This is a genomic window from Mycobacterium sp. (genome assembly GCF_965230835.1).
Taxonomy (GTDB): Bacteria; Actinomycetota; Actinomycetes; order Mycobacteriales; family Mycobacteriaceae; genus Mycobacterium.
Window position 1 is genome coordinate 2899191 of the sequence record NZ_CBDDLW010000002.1, and the last position, 14545, is coordinate 2913735.

The following is a 14545-nucleotide window of genomic DNA, read 5'->3' on the forward strand; positions in this document are numbered from 1 at the left end:
GAATCTCTTTTCAGTTTGGCCGTGAGGGGTTCGCGTGCAGCTTTCATTCCAAGATCGGACGTACCTGGTTACCGGCGGTGGCAGCGGAATCGGTAAGGGGGTTGCCGCCGGGCTCGTCGCGGCCGGGGCCGCCGTCATGATCGTCGGGCGCAACCCGGACAAGCTGGCGGCGGCCGTTAACGATATCGGTGAGTGTGGGGCAGCCGCTGGAAACGGCGGCTCGATCCACTACGAGCCTGCTGACGTCACCAAAGAGGATGAAGCTGCGCGTGCCGTGGATGCGGCGGCGGCGTGGCATGACCGGCTGCATGGCGTCGTGCATTGTGCGGGTGGGTCAGAGACCATCGGACCGATTACGCGAATCGACTCGGATGCCTGGCGACGCACGGTCGATCTCAACGTTAATGGCACCATGTACGTGCTCAAGCATGCCGCGCGGGAGTTGGTGCGCGGCGGCGGTGGGTCGTTTGTCGGGATCTCGTCAATCGCGGCTAGCAACACCCACCGCTGGTTCGGTGCCTATGGGGTAACCAAGTCTGCTGTCGACCACATGATGATGCTGGCCGCTGACGAACTGGGCGCCTCGTGGGTGCGCGTCAACAGCATCCGCCCGGGGCTGATTCGCACCGATCTTGTTGCACCGGTGACTGATTCGCCGGAGCTCAGCGCGGACTACCGGATGTGTACGCCGCTGCCGCGGGTGGGTGAGGTGGAGGACGTTGCGAACCTGACAATGTTTCTGCTCAGCGATGCGGCCAGCTTTGTGACCGGATAAGTGATCAACGTCGATGGCGGTCAGATGTTGCGAAGGGGTCCAGACTTCACCGCAATGCTGGAACCGGTGTTCGGACCTGATGGGTTGCGCGGAGTGACCTGAGCTCCTCATCGTCGACGGTCCATCCGCCCGCCGCGCCCGATGTGTTGCGCTAGTTGACGCAGGGGACGCCGCCACCGTCTATGGGGGCCCCTTGATCTGGCGGCGCATATTCGGTGTCGTCGCCGTACAGCGAGTCCGTGCTGGTCTCGGTTGAGGTCGTGGTGGATTCGTCGGACGGGGGCAAGGAGTAATTGGCATCCACGATCACTCGGATGTGTCCGGGCTCGATATCGGAATCCGGTTGGCTGGAGGCGTCGACGCCGAGCAGCGTTGCTACGTTCTGCGCGTCAGTCTCGGCGCCCTTGCCGTAGGCGATCGCGGTGGTCGTCGGTTCATCGGAATTACGGTCGCGGATCTCACCGGCGGTGTAGCCGTGGTTTCCGAGTGCGTTGGAAACCCGGCTGGCCAACCCGTCGATGGTGCCGGCGTTCACCACGTCGACAACAGTCGACGGATCCGGTTTGGGAGGCGTGGACGTTGGCGATGTGTCATCGGTGCCGACCGCCGCGGACACCTCGGCCCGGATCGCGGACCGGTCGATGATGTTGACGTCCTGTCCGTCGATGTTGTCGTAGCGCACCACGGGAAGCGTCCGGAACTCGACGTTGCCGCCGGCAAGGTCGCCCATGCGGCGGAATAGTTTCTCGTCCCAACCGCTCGACAGCACGATGTCCTTGCGCGCCACAGCCATCAGTCTGTTGAGCCTGTCCAAGTTGGTGAAGCTGCCTGAATCCTGGAGTTCCCGCATGACCGACGACAAGAAGGCTTGCTGGCGATGCGTGCGGTCTAGGTCCCCGTTGTCCAGTCCATGGCGTTGGCGCACAAACGCCAGTGCCTCTGAAGCGTTGAGCCGCTGGCGTCCGGCCGGGAAGTTGGCGCCGGAGAACGAGTCGTACACGGCGTGCTTGAGGCAGACTTCCACGCCGCCCAAGGCTTGGGCCAAATCGTAGAAACCGGCCAGATTGACCTCCGCGAAGTAGTCGATGGGAACACCGGTCAGGCTGCGCACGGCGCGTAGCGTCGCGGCCCGTCCGGCTTCTCGGCCGCGGCTCTCGAGTTCTCGTTGGCTACTCACACCCCGATCGACGAGGTTCTGTGCGACGTACTGTTTGGTGAGCCCATAGGCTTCTTTGATTTTGATGTTGGTGTATCCGGGTACGCCGGTGAATGGCACCCAGTCGTCACGGGGAATCGAAAAAGCCACAACTCTGCCGTCGGAGCCGACGTGTACGAGGATCAGGGTGTTTGTGTTGTACCCGCCTTGGTCGGAGTCGCCCGCGTGCAGCTTTTTCAAGATCGACCACGGCAGGTCGTTGCCTTCTTGGTCTTTGCGGGAGTCTAGTCCGATAAGCAGGATGTTCACCGTATCGTCGGTGGACCGCGGGTCTTCGGAGGTCAGGGCTTGGGAGACGGTGATGCCGCTCAGCGTGCCGCGAGCTATCCAATATCCAAACCCGGTCAACAACAGCGCGACCACCGATGCCAGGGCCATAAAGCTTCGGGTCAGCCGCTCAAGAATCCGCGACGGCTGACGCGTAGCGCGATGACGATGCCTGCCGGTGGAGGTCGTCATCGCACCCCGCGAACAGACAGCACGAAACCAGCTGGCGTCAGGCCAGTGGTTTGTGGTGCTGTCGCATGTTGCATGGCGTCCAGTATGGGGCACGGTGCTGTGAAGCCTGATATCAGTTTACCGGGTGTGGTCAGGCTCACGGGACCCCGTAACGGTACTTCCTAGCTCGAATGTTTGCATTGCAACCGTTGGCACTTCGACCTTGCCGACAATCGCTTTCCCGCAACATTGTGCCGCGCCAGGCCCGGTCGAAGCGGTTCACCGCAGAAGCTATCGGACCTTCACGCCTTCCACGCCGGACGTGTAATAGACGGAGATGTTCGAGCCCAGCAGGTGTTCGATGATGACAACGCCAAGCGGTTCAATTTCGTAGTAGTAGCGAAGGTTGCCATCCCGATCCAGAGTGGTGGCGCATTTGCGGGCCGGAGCGCCGCAACTCTGTTTGACCGGCAACGCGAGCACGACGCACACCAGTGCCAGGGCGGCCACGGTGACAAGTGGCGCTCTTTTCACGTGCGAACCTCGTTTCCACAGGATGCTCCGCGGCAGGCAGTGTATGCGACGCAGTCACGTACCGCCGATTGCGTGACGCCCCACCGTGATGGGGTTGTCTGGTCTCCGGTGCGGCGTCGCTGTGTGTTGTCACTAGGCGATTCCCAGTGGGTTCACAATCGCCATGGTGGTGAGGTCGAGGAGCAGACCGCCCGTGGCACCTTGTGATACCGCAATTCGGGACGCCGCCGCCCAAACAATCGGAGCTATTCATCATGCGAAGCGCAAGCGGTGCCCGGTGTAGTAAATGTTCCGGGTAGTCTTCGGGTAGTCAATGTGCGGGGTCAATGCGAAAATTGCCACCTGTGACAGGTAGTTGGGGATCGGTGTTGACCGGGCTGACTCCACTGGCGTTGGTCATCGCGCTTTCACCGCTGTCGATCATCCCGGCGGTATTGGTCTTACATGCACGGCGGCCGCGACCGACTGGCCTCGCCTTCCTCGGTGGCTGGTTGCTGGGCCTGGCCGCGGTGACCGCGGTCTTCGTCGCGGCCTCCGGAGTGCTTGGAGGTGTGCATAAGGGGCCGCCGACCTGGGCTTCTTGGCTGCGCGTGGCCCTTGGCTTGGTGTTGATCCTGGTTGGCGTCATCCGGTGGCTGACTCGGCACGGTAAAACCGAAGCACCGTTTTGGATGCGCTCTTTTTCGAAGTTCACACCGGTACGGGCGGCGGTAACCGGGGTGGTGCTGGTGGTGGTCAGACCCGAGGTGCTGATCATTTGCGCGGCGTCCGGAGTAGCTATCGGCACCAGCGGCCTAGGGCTGGCGAGCTGGTGGATGGCCGTTGCGTTCTTTACAGCCGTCTCCGGCTCAACAGTCGCGATCCCGGTGTTGGCCTATGTGGGTGCCGGCGACCGTCTGGACGGTCCGTTGACGCGGCTCAAAGACTGGATGCAACGCAACAACGCGGCGCTGGTCGCGGTTGTGTTGGTCATCATCGGCTTGTTGGTGCTCTACAAAGGAATTTCCGCGCTCTAGCGCAGTGTGCGGTGCGAGTCGCACCTATTGAGTACCGAGCGTCGTTGGCCACGATCAAACTCACCCACAGGTGTTGGTTGGCGGTCCATGTCCACGTTGGGTGGCTGGGCATCGTGAACTACGGTGAGCGTGGGCCTGTCTTCTCGAACCAGCGCGACCACGCCGGATCTCGATCAGAACTTGGACTTTCAGATCACCTCGCGACGATGCGTCCCCTCTTTTACACGCCAGCGCGCCAAGGCCTATCCACAAGTTCTGATCGGTGGTCCTAGGAATTTTCATGGCACGTGCTGCACACCTTATCGACGATGCGCCGATCACTGCGTTCCACAAGAAGCTCACCCTGTTCTCTTCCGGTGGGCCGTTCATTGATGGCTATGTTTTGTCGATCATCGGCGTCGCCCTGATTACGTTGAAGCCGGCGATGGGTTTGAGCGCGACAGAGGTCGGGCTGATCGGTGCCTCCAGCCTTATTGGCATCTTCGCCGGGGGAGGCCTTTTCGGATACCTCACCGACCGCATTGGACGGCACGTGATGTACATCGTCGACCTCGTCGCACTAGCAGTGTTCTCGATCTTGTCGGCGCTTGTCGACCAGGCATGGCAGATCATCCTGCTGCGCTTCCTGCTGGGTGTCGCGATCGGCGCTGACTACCCGATCGCGACGTCACTGCTCGCCGAGTTCTTGCCGAAGAAGCAACGCGGACGGTTCCTCGGGGCGATGTTCGTGGTTTGGGCCGTCGGCGCCGCCGCAGCCTACGTTGTGGGTTACGCGCTGAGGAACTTCGGGCCCGATACGTGGCGAATCCTGCTCGCGAGCCCAGCGCTATTTGCGATTGTCACGTTGTTGGCTCGACTTGGTACACCGGAATCGCCCAGGTGGCTGCTTAGCAAACGGAGGATAGACGAGGCCGATGCGGCGATCAAGAAGGCTTTCGGGCCGCAGTACAGCGTGGATGATCTCACCGAAGAAAACACCGGTAGTACGTCATTCACTCGCGTCTTCAAGCCGCCCTATCTGAAGCGCACGGTTTTCGTTTCGGTGTTCTGGACGGCCCAGGTGATACTGGCGTGTTCCCCGTGAATGAGTCCAGCTTGTTTTAGAGTCTCGTGGCCCTAAACGTGGGCTGGAAGGGACAAGGAAATGGCTGGTCGTAAGAGGTATGCCGCCGAAGACATTGTGCGCAAGCTGCGCCGAGCTGATGAGCTGGCCGCCGGCGGCAGCTCCGGTGAGCAGATCGCTGCCGAGCTGGGGGTATCGGCGGCCACCCTGTACAACTGGCGCCGAGCCTACGGGGGAATGGATCTCGATGCGGCCCGCGAGCTCAAGGAACTGCGCGAGCAAAACGGGCGGCTCAAACGGCTGTTGGCCGAGGCCGAGCTCGTCAAAGACGCCCTACGTGAGGTGGCCAAGGGAAAATTTTGAGCCCAGCCGCCAAACGCCGCGCCGTGGACATGCTCACAGAAGTCAAGGGCATCTCAGAACGGTTGGCGTGCCAAGCGGTTGGGCTGGCCCGCTCAACCTACCGACGTGTCCGTATCGACCAGACCCCGGCGGACCCGGATGCCGATCTGCGGGCCTGGCTGCGTTCCTACGCCCGCAAATGGCGTGTTCCCCGTGAATGAGTCCAGCTTGTTTTAGAGTCTCGTGGCCCTAAACGTGGGCTGGAAGGGACAAGGAAATGGCTGGTCGTAAGAGGTATGCCGCCGAAGACATTGTGCGCAAGCTGCGCCGAGCTGATGAGCTGGCCGCCGGCGGCAGCTCCGGTGAGCAGATCGCTGCCGAGCTGGGGGTATCGGCGGCCACCCTGTACAACTGGCGCCGAGCCTACGGGGGAATGGATCTCGATGCGGCCCGCGAGCTCAAGGAACTGCGCGAGCAAAACGGGCGGCTCAAACGGCTGTTGGCCGAGGCCGAGCTCGTCAAAGACGCCCTACGTGAGGTGGCCAAGGGAAAATTTTGAGCCCAGCCGCCAAACGCCGCGCCGTGGACATGCTCACAGAAGTCAAGGGCATCTCAGAACGGTTGGCGTGCCAAGCGGTTGGGCTGGCCCGCTCAACCTACCGACGTGTCCGTATCGACCAGACCCCGGCGGACCCGGATGCCGATCTGCGGGCCTGGCTGCGTTCCTACGCCCGCAAACACCCCTGTCACGGGTTTCGCCGTGCGTGGTCGGCGTTGCGCTACGACGAGCATCACCAGGTCAACAAGAAGAAGATCCACCGGCTGTGGCGCCAAGAGGGACTGCAAGTCGCCGTCCGCTCCCCACGCAAACGTGGTGGTGTGCCCTCAGTGCCGCCGATCATCGCCGATGCCCCCAAGGTGGTGTGGGCGCTGGATTTTCAGTTTGACTCCACTATCGACGGCAGGTCGGTCAAGATCGCCTCGATGCTCGATGAGCACACTCGCGAGTCGCTGCTGGACATGACCGCACGCTCCATCACCGCCGAGGCGCTGGTCGACGAGCTCGAGCGAGTGTTCACCACTGCCGGGGGTCCGCCCACGGTGCTGCGCATGGACAACGGGCCGGAGCTGATTTCTCAAGCGTTGCAGCAGTTTTGCGACGGAAAAGTCGGGCTGACCTATATCCCCCCAGGTCAGCCCTGGAAAAACCCCTACATTGAATCCTTTAACAGCCGCTTACGAAAGGAGTGTCTGAACCGCAACTACTGGACTGACCTGCTCGAAGCCAAGGTGGTGATCAGCGATTTCAAACACGAGCACAACCACCGCCACCGCCACTCATCGCTGGGTTATCGCACTCCGGCCGAATACGCTGCCCAATGCAGCCACACCCATCACCCCATAGCCTGCGACATCAACTAAAATCCAGATCAACAACAACCTGGCTCTAATTCCAGGTGGACCCGATATCGGGGACCAGCCACAAACACCCCTGTCACGGGTTTCGCCGTGCGTGGTCGGCGTTGCGCTACGACGAGCATCACCAGGTCAACAAGAAGAAGATCCACCGGCTGTGGCGCCAAGAGGGACTGCAAGTCGCCGTCCGCTCCCCACGCAAACGTGGTGGTGTGCCCTCAGTGCCGCCGATCATCGCCGATGCCCCCAAGGTGGTGTGGGCGCTGGATTTTCAGTTTGACTCCACTATCGACGGCAGGTCGGTCAAGATCGCCTCGATGCTCGATGAGCACACTCGCGAGTCGCTGCTGGACATGACCGCACGCTCCATCACCGCCGAGGCGCTGGTCGACGAGCTCGAGCGAGTGTTCACCACTGCCGGGGGTCCGCCCACGGTGCTGCGCATGGACAACGGGCCGGAGCTGATTTCTCAAGCGTTGCAGCAGTTTTGCGACGGAAAAGTCGGGCTGACCTATATCCCCCCAGGTCAGCCCTGGAAAAACCCCTACATTGAATCCTTTAACAGCCGCTTACGAAAGGAGTGTCTGAACCGCAACTACTGGACTGACCTGCTCGAAGCCAAGGTGGTGATCAGCGATTTCAAACACGAGCACAACCACCGCCACCGCCACTCATCGCTGGGTTATCGCACTCCGGCCGAATACGCTGCCCAATGCAGCCACACCCATCACCCCATAGCCTGCGACATCAACTAAAATCCAGATCAACAACAACCTGGCTCTAATTCCAGGTGGACCCGATATCGGGGACCAGCCAATACCACTTTTCGTCGTTTACACGTTTGCGCCAGATTTGATGGAATCGTTCGGGCTGCATGGTGACTTCAACTTGTACGGCGGCTCTTTGCTGGTGGCGCTGCTATTTGTGGTCGGAGGCGTCCCAGGACTGTGTCTTGTTGACAGAATTGGGAGGCGGGCACTGCTGATCTGCTCGTTCGCGGTTATTTTTGTGGCGCTTGCGGTGCCTGCTTTAGTGCCCAGTACGCCGCCAGCGGTGTTCTTCCTGGCGTTGGCTATCTACGCAGTGACTTCTGGGGCGTCGAGCTTCCTCGAAATCGTCTATCCGAACGAATTGTTCCCGACGGAGGTTCGCGCGACCGCTGTCGGCGTTGGGACCGCGATAAGCCGCCTTGGATCGGCGGGCGGGACGTATCTGATGCCAATCGTGCTAGTGTCGGCCGGGCCCAGCGTGGCGCTCGGCATTGGAGCCCTGGTGGCTGCGGTCGGACTGGTGACGTCAATACGGATGGCGCCCGAAACACGCGGTGTTCCCCTCAACGACAGCGCGGTCTCCAACGAAGGCTCGAGCACGACGGAGCCGGTAATCGCACCGTGAACTGGTCCACGGGCGGCGGCATATTCTGCGGGAGCAACAGATGGTCACAAATCCCCTGGTCGGGGCCGTGCCAGCCACCCAAGTGCCGCGCTACGCTGGCAAAGGTACGTTTGCGCGGATCGCTGACATCAACGAGGTAAGCGACTACGACATAGCGATCGTCGGTGTGCCTTTCGACGGCGGCACGTCGTACCGGCCGGGCGCTCGATTCGGTCCGATGGCCGTTCGGCAGGCCGCCCGAACGCTTCGGCCCGGTTACCATGTCGAACTCGGTGTCGCGCCGCTACAACATGTCCAGGTTGTCGATGCCGGCGATGTGGCCGTAACGCCCTACGACATCGCCGACGCCTGCCGCCAGATTCAGAACCACGCTGCTGAGATCCTGGGCGGCGCGAACCGTCGGATCGTCGCAATCGGCGGCGACCACACCATCGCGCTGCCGAACCTCAGGGCGCTGCACGCCGTGCACGGCCCGGTCGCGTTGGTGCACTTTGACGCGCACCTCGACACGTGGGACACCTACTTCAACGCCCCGGTAACGCACGGCACCATTTTTCGGCGGGCCTTTGAAGAGCACCTGCTACTTGAGGATCATTCGATCCACGTCGGAATCCGCGGACCCATCTACGATCAGATTGACCTTCGCGACGACGCGGACATGGGGTTCAAGATCATCCGCGCAGGGGACTTGGATGTGATCGGCGTTGAGGCCGCGGTCGACACGGTACGTCGTCGTGTCGGTCAAGCGCCGGTCTATCTATCGATCGATATCGACGTGCTCGACCCGGCATTCGCGCCAGGCACCGGCACCCCGGAGGCAGGTGGCCTTACCTCGCGCGAGCTGCTGCGGATGCTTCGGATGCTGGGCGCGCTCAACATCGTTGGTGCCGATGTCGTCGAGGTTGCCCCGGCGTACGACCACGCAGAGATCACGTCGGTGATAGCCGCGACAGTCGTCTTCGATCTGGTGTCGCTGATGGTCACCCGAGCCGATGCATCCCCCGCGCCGCCGGTCCTTGATCACGAGGCGCCGGTGGTGTCACCGCCATAGCGACGGCGGCGCCATCACCATCAACACAAGAACTTTTGGCGCATGGCTGGGTTCAGGGCAGAACCACGTGAAACAGGGCTGACCCGCCACGGACACGTTCGTTGGCTTGCGGCTCGGCCAGCGCCGCGGTCGAGACGACGACCCGGTCCGGGGTGGCCCAGCTGCGGCAGGGCCGCAACGTTGGCTCGGCCACCCCGATGTTTACTCACCGATGGGAGATTCAATGACTGTTCGTTTGGAAAGGGAGAAGCGGATTCGCAACGGGGTCAAAGCCCAGCAGACATTCTCTCCTGAAGAAATGGCTCGACGAATCGCTGGACTCCGACAGGCGATGTTCGACCTGGGGTTCGACGTTGCACTGCTCACCTCTTATCACAACGTCAAATACTTCTCCGATTTCCTCTACACGTCCTTTGGTCGGCCCTACGCCATGATTATTACGCCGGAAGAGGAATTTACCGTTTCGGCCAACATCGATGGCGGTATGCCATGGCGGCGTTCCATCGGCGACAACGTCGTGTACACCGACTGGCACCGCGACAATTACGTCGCGGTCATTGCCGAGCGGCTCAAGGCCATGAATCTTGCCGCGGGACGCATCGGTGTTGAAGACGACACGCTGCCACTGCAAATGCGTGACAAGTTCGCCGCAGCGCTGCCCGACGCCGGGTTGGCCGACATCTCGGCTGCCGCTATGGGTCTGCGGATGATCAAGTCCGCCGAAGAAATTGACCTCATCAAACAAGGAGCCCATATCGCCGATCTAGGCGGCGAAGTGATCCGTGATGCCATCTGCGAGGGAATCACCGAATACGAGGTGGCTCTCGCGGGTACTCAGGCAATGGTGCATGAGATCGCCCGGGTCTTCCCGCACACCGAGATTCGAGACACGTGGGTGTGGTTTCAATCCGGCATCAACACCGACGGCGCCCACAACTGGCCAACGACGCGCGCCTTGCAGCGCGGCGACATTCTCAGCCTCAACTGCTTCCCGATGGTCTCGGGCTACTACACGGCGCTCGAACGCACGCTATTCCTTGGTACACCCGCCGAGCGGGCGCTGGAACTGTGGAACATCAATGTCGAGGTCCACCGTCGGGGTTTGGACCTGATCAGGCCGGGAGTCAGCTGCGGTCAAATCGCGGACGAACTCAACACGATCTACGAAGACGCCGGACTGATGCCCAACCGCACGTTCGGGTACGGACACTCATTCGGCGTCCTTAGCCACTACTACGGCCGCGAGGCCGGCCTGGAGTTGCGCGAAGACATAGAGACCGTGCTGCGTCCCAACATGGTCGTATCGATGGAACCCATGATCATGATTCCCGCTGATCAGCCTGGCGCTGGCGGCTACCGTGAACACGACATCCTGGTCGTCACCGAGACAGGAGCCGAAAACATCACCAAATTCCCGTTCGGCCCGGAGCACAACATCGTCGCGAACTAGTCGGCAGACGTCAGGGTTCGCCGCCGAAACGGGGAGAGCCTCCTGTCAGGATTGAACTGACGACCGCTCGCTTACAAGGCGAGTGCTCTACCACTGAGCTAAGGAGGCCGGGGTTGACCGGGTGCAAGCCTAGTCGGAGTCGTCGCTGTCCACGACGCGTGGCGAACGTGCGCCCCGCGGCGACGATCGGCGCGGGGCGCGGCGGCCGGGCAGCGGGATCCGGTCAGCGATATTACTCAGCGGGTTCACCACCATGGTCAACGAGATGACTGCCTCTTGCAGGGTGGCGATGGCAGGCTCAAGCGCCTCCATGCCGGGCGCCAGCCTGGCCAGGGTGTCGGCGACGTCGGCGAGCTGTTCGAGGGGCCCGTTTCTCGCGGTCAGTTTGTCAAGTAAGCCGCCGTCAGCGAGCAGCCGGTCTGCCAGGCCGTCTTCGGCCAGCACTCGTTCGATCATCCCGTCCGCGGCCAGCAGTTGATCCGCAAGCCCGCCGGGCTGCAGTGCGCGCTGCAGCCCGCCGCCCTCGGCGGTCAATCGGTCGAGCAATCCGCCGGGTGCGGTCAGCAGGTCGACCACGCCCCCAGGTCGCAGCATTCGGTCCAATGGCCCGTTGGCCGCTATTGCACGACCCAGCGGTGTATCCTCGTCCAGCAGCTTGGCCAGCCGGTTTGCCCGCGAAATCGCGTCGTCGAGTCCCAATACGTTGGCCATCGTGTTGGCCCCGCCGGGGTTGCCGGCATCGCCCAGGGCTTGCTTCGCGAAGCCAACCGCTGTGCTGGCGAGGTTCAAGCTGGCGTCGGCAGCGGCAACTCCGATGCGTGCGGGCGTAGTGGCGATGGCCACGATAATGTTGCCGACATTCATTCTGTGAGTGTATTCACGGCGCGGCAGTTTATCCCGCTCGGTCGCAGGCGGCACGATGGTTCCTGGCAGACTGCTAGCAGGCTACTAGCAACCGTCTTTCAGTAACTACACAATGGGTAAGAAGCTAACATACAAAGAATTACAGGGGAACTGAACTTATGACAGCTGGAACCCCAGTCGAAGACTCCACTCCGGAGGCTCGCGTCCTCGTGGTCGACGACGAAGCCAACATCGTCGAATTGCTTTCGGTGAGCCTCAAGTTCCAGGGATTTGAGGTCTTCACGGCGACCAATGGGGCGGCGGCGCTCGACCGTGCCAGGGAAGCCAAGCCTGACGCGGTGATCCTCGACGTGATGATGCCGGGAATGGACGGCTTCGGAGTGCTGCGGCGGCTTCGTGCCGACGGTATCGATGCCCCAGCGTTGTTTTTGACGGCGCGGGACTCGTTGCAGGACAAGATCGCGGGTCTGACCCTGGGCGGCGACGACTACGTGACCAAGCCTTTCAGTTTGGAAGAGGTCGTTGCTCGGCTACGGGTCATTCTGCGCCGAGCGGGCAAGGGCATTGCGGAACCGCGCAATGCGCGCCTGACCTTCGCCGATATCGAACTCGACGAAGAGACCCACGAAGTGTGGAAGGCCGGTGAGCCGGTGTCTCTGTCGCCCACCGAGTTCACTTTGCTGCGCTACTTCGTCATCAACGCAGGAACGGTACTGAGCAAGCCAAAGATCCTCGATCATGTCTGGCGCTATGACTTCGGCGGTGACGTCAATGTCGTCGAGTCTTACGTCTCGTATCTGCGCCGCAAGATCGACACCGGCGATAAACGGCTGCTGCACACGTTGCGCGGGGTGGGCTATGTCTTGCGGGAGCCGCGATGATTGAGCGCCTCGTCTGGCGCGATAGCCGGCGTTAGCGCAGAGTACAGATATGGCCCAAGACTCTCGACGCGGATTGCCACTCAAGGTCAGCCTGGTCGCGGCGACCCTGGTTCTGGTGGCCTTCGGTCTGGGAGTCTCGGGAGTCGCGGTCACAACGATGTTGCAGACCCGCCTGATCGGTCGGGTCGACGAGGATCTACTCGAAGCGTCAAAAACATGGGCACAGGCCCCCTGGAAGCAGGTGCCCGTCAACGTGGATGGCCCACACCCGGGCCGGCCGCCCTCTGCTTTCTACGTACGCGGTATCAGCCCCGCCGGACGTACGTTTGTGGCCATCAACGACATCAATGCCGAACCTGACTTGCCGGCGAACAATGACGTGGGACCCGTGCCGATAACGCTGCCGTCGGTCAGTGGCAGTGATATTCAGTGGCGCGCGGTAACGGTACGGGTGCCGCACGGCGGACTGACCACCGTTGCCATCGATCTGTCCGACGTCAAGCACACGGTCCGTTCGCTGGTCCTGTTGCAGGCCGGGATTGGGGTGGCGGTGCTCGTCGTGCTCGGGATCGCTGGTTTCGCGATGGTGCGTCGTAGCCTGCGACCGCTGGTCGAAGTCGAGCAAACCGCTGCAGCGATTGCCGCGGGCCAGCTGGATCGCCGGGTTCCAGAACGTGACCCTCGTACTGAGGTGGGCCGGCTGTCACTGGCGCTTAACGGAATGCTTGCGCAAATCCAGCGGGCGATGGCGTCGTCGGAGTTTTCGGCTGAACAGGCTCGCAGTTCAGAGAACCGGATGCGGCGGTTCATCACCGATGCCAGCCACGAATTGCGTACCCCGCTGACCACCATTCGCGGTTTCGCCGAGCTATATCGACAAGGTGCGGCTCGCGATGTGGGCGTGCTGATGTCACGGATCGAAAGCGAAGCGGGCAGGATGGGCCTACTTGTCGACGATTTGCTGCTCCTTGCCCGTCTGGATGCGCAACGGCCGCTCGAACGCCATCGAGTGGATCTGCTGGTGTTGGGCAGCGATGCGGTGCACAACGCGCGGGCGATGGATCCTGCGCGCACGATTACCCTGGAGGTCCTCGACGGTCCGGGCACCCCGGAAGTGCTGGGCGACGAGCACCGGCTCCGCCAGGTGCTCAGCAACCTTGTGGCCAACGCTTTGCAACACACACCTGAAAGTGCCGACGTCACGGTGCGCGTCGGTACTGAGGGTGATGACGCCGTGCTTGAGGTTAGTGACAAGGGTCCGGGTATGAGCCAGGAGGATGCGTTGCGGGCATTCGAGCGGTTTTATCGCACCGACTCATCGCGGGCGCGAACCAGTGGCGGTACCGGACTCGGACTGTCGATCGTCGACTCGTTGGTGCAGGCTCACGGAGGGGCGGTCACGGTGACGACAGCGCCGGGAGAAGGGTGTTGCTTCCGCGTCACGCTGCCTCGGGTCAGCGAGATGCCCGCCCCGGCGCTGAGTCATGCGCTTGGCTCTGAGCTGGCCGGTGATGGCGACGTCACCCCAGCTGAGTCAATGCGGCCTTAATCTTGGCCTGCGCCTCATCCAGCGATTTCGGGGATGGGTTGCGGTCGACGTTGGCAAAGCCGAAGTCGCTGAGGCTGCGGGTGGGGAAGACGTGGACGTGTAGGTGGGGCACCTCCAGCCCGGCGATGATCACTCCGGCGCGCTCCGCTTTGAATGCCCGGCACACGGCCTTTCCGACCAGCTGGCTAACCGCCATGACGCGAGCGAAGACCGCGGCATCGACGTTTTGCCACTGATCGATCTCGGCGCGCGGCACCACGAGGGTGTGGCCTTGTGTCATCGGCTCTATCGTCAGGAACGCGACGACCTCGTCGTCCTCGTAGACGAAGCGGCCGGGCAGTTCGCGGTTGATGATCTTGGTGAAGATCGACGCCATGCACTAAGCATATGTTTGGCGAAATCGGTTCCGGGCGGCGCGTGGCCGCGCTCGGTCCATTCCTTGGATTCCGGCCAATTGGTGTACCTGGCCGGCCTTGCCAGGCATGGTCACCTCGTGAAAAGGCCTGGATAGGACGGGGGATCTGCAACGGCCCTGCCGACGCGTGGCGGTTGGGA

At 62.1% G+C, this 14545-nt stretch carries 15 protein-coding genes, 1 tRNA gene and 1 pseudogene; 12 read left to right on the forward strand and 5 right to left on the reverse strand.

Going from position 1 to position 14545, the window contains the following annotated elements:
• Positions 1 to 34: 34 nt before the first annotated feature.
• A pseudogene (locus ACO07W_RS13785) lies at positions 35 to 877 on the forward strand (SDR family oxidoreductase).
• A gap of 49 nt (positions 878 to 926) precedes the next feature.
• On the opposite strand, the gene ACO07W_RS13790 reads toward ACO07W_RS13785, so the two are convergent.
• Positions 927 to 2450, reverse strand: coding sequence for an LCP family protein (locus tag ACO07W_RS13790; RefSeq protein WP_421843971.1), 1524 nt, complete (start codon positions 2448 to 2450; stop codon positions 927 to 929).
• A 270-nt stretch (positions 2451 to 2720) separates the two neighbouring features.
• A complete protein-coding gene (locus ACO07W_RS13795; protein ID WP_421843973.1) occupies positions 2721 to 2963 on the reverse strand; it encodes a hypothetical protein in 243 nt (80 codons plus the stop codon).
• 326 nt (positions 2964 to 3289) lie between these two features.
• Between ACO07W_RS13795 and ACO07W_RS13800 the strand changes: the two genes are divergently transcribed.
• The 9 genes from ACO07W_RS13800 to ACO07W_RS13840 all read left to right on the forward strand — a co-directional run bounded on the left by ACO07W_RS13800 (position 3290) and on the right by ACO07W_RS13840 (position 10696).
• Positions 3290 to 3979, forward strand: coding sequence for a GAP family protein (locus ACO07W_RS13800; protein ID WP_421843975.1), 690 nt, complete (start codon positions 3290 to 3292; stop codon positions 3977 to 3979).
• Between the two features lie 280 nt (positions 3980 to 4259).
• Positions 4260 to 5063: an MFS transporter gene (locus ACO07W_RS13805; protein WP_421843977.1), complete on the forward strand. Its 804-nt coding sequence runs from the start codon at positions 4260 to 4262 to the stop codon at positions 5061 to 5063.
• Positions 5064 to 5123: 60 nt separating this feature from the next.
• Positions 5124 to 5405, forward strand: a complete 282-nt coding sequence (locus ACO07W_RS13810; RefSeq protein WP_421843979.1) for a transposase — start codon at positions 5124 to 5126, stop codon at positions 5403 to 5405.
• Between the two features lie 29 nt (positions 5406 to 5434).
• Complete coding sequence (locus tag ACO07W_RS13815; protein WP_421843981.1) at positions 5435 to 5605, forward strand: hypothetical protein; 171 nt, start codon at positions 5435 to 5437, stop codon at positions 5603 to 5605.
• A gap of 56 nt (positions 5606 to 5661) precedes the next feature.
• Positions 5662 to 6806, forward strand: a protein-coding gene (locus ACO07W_RS13820) for an IS3 family transposase (RefSeq protein ID WP_421840069.1) whose coding sequence is annotated in 2 segments (ribosomal slippage) — positions 5662 to 5929 and positions 5929 to 6806 — 1146 coding nt in all. Because the reading frame shifts where the segments join, the coding sequence is not laid out codon by codon here.
• Between the two features lie 35 nt (positions 6807 to 6841).
• Positions 6842 to 7555, forward strand: coding sequence for an IS3 family transposase (locus ACO07W_RS13825; RefSeq protein WP_421843983.1), 714 nt, complete (start codon positions 6842 to 6844; stop codon positions 7553 to 7555).
• 61 nt (positions 7556 to 7616) lie between these two features.
• Complete coding sequence (locus tag ACO07W_RS13830; protein WP_421845990.1) at positions 7617 to 8195, forward strand: MFS transporter; 579 nt, start codon at positions 7617 to 7619, stop codon at positions 8193 to 8195.
• Between the two features lie 40 nt (positions 8196 to 8235).
• Complete coding sequence (gene speB, locus ACO07W_RS13835) at positions 8236 to 9246, forward strand: agmatinase (RefSeq protein WP_421843985.1); 1011 nt, start codon at positions 8236 to 8238, stop codon at positions 9244 to 9246.
• Positions 9247 to 9469: 223 nt separating this feature from the next.
• The gene (locus tag ACO07W_RS13840) at positions 9470 to 10696 is read left to right on the forward strand and encodes an aminopeptidase P family protein (RefSeq protein ID WP_421843987.1); all 1227 of its coding nucleotides are present in this window, start codon (positions 9470 to 9472) and stop codon (positions 10694 to 10696) included.
• Between the two features lie 36 nt (positions 10697 to 10732).
• Here the strand turns inward: ACO07W_RS13840 and ACO07W_RS13845 are convergent.
• Positions 10733 to 10804 (reverse strand) — tRNA-Thr (locus ACO07W_RS13845).
• Positions 10805 to 10825: 21 nt separating this feature from the next.
• The gene (locus tag ACO07W_RS13850; RefSeq protein ID WP_421843989.1) at positions 10826 to 11560 is read right to left on the reverse strand and encodes a hypothetical protein; all 735 of its coding nucleotides are present in this window, start codon (positions 11558 to 11560) and stop codon (positions 10826 to 10828) included.
• A 158-nt stretch (positions 11561 to 11718) separates the two neighbouring features.
• On the opposite strand from ACO07W_RS13850, the gene phoP reads away from it, so the two are divergent.
• Together phoP and ACO07W_RS13860 are read left to right on the forward strand one after the other, a co-directional pair.
• Positions 11719 to 12441 carry a two-component system response regulator PhoP gene (gene phoP, locus ACO07W_RS13855; protein ID WP_421843991.1) on the forward strand — a complete coding sequence of 241 codons (723 nt, stop codon included), beginning with the start codon at positions 11719 to 11721 and terminating at the stop codon, positions 12439 to 12441.
• Between the two features lie 49 nt (positions 12442 to 12490).
• Entirely contained in the window at positions 12491 to 13990 is a 1500-nt protein-coding gene (locus ACO07W_RS13860) for a sensor histidine kinase (RefSeq protein WP_421843993.1), read from the forward strand.
• On the opposite strand, the gene ACO07W_RS13865 is transcribed toward ACO07W_RS13860, so the two are convergent.
• Positions 13962 to 14366 (reverse strand): HIT family protein, encoded by a 405-nt coding sequence (locus ACO07W_RS13865; protein WP_421843995.1) that lies wholly within the window; start codon positions 14364 to 14366, stop codon positions 13962 to 13964. The genes ACO07W_RS13860 and ACO07W_RS13865 overlap by 29 nt on opposite strands.
• Positions 14367 to 14545: the final 179 nt, after the last annotated feature.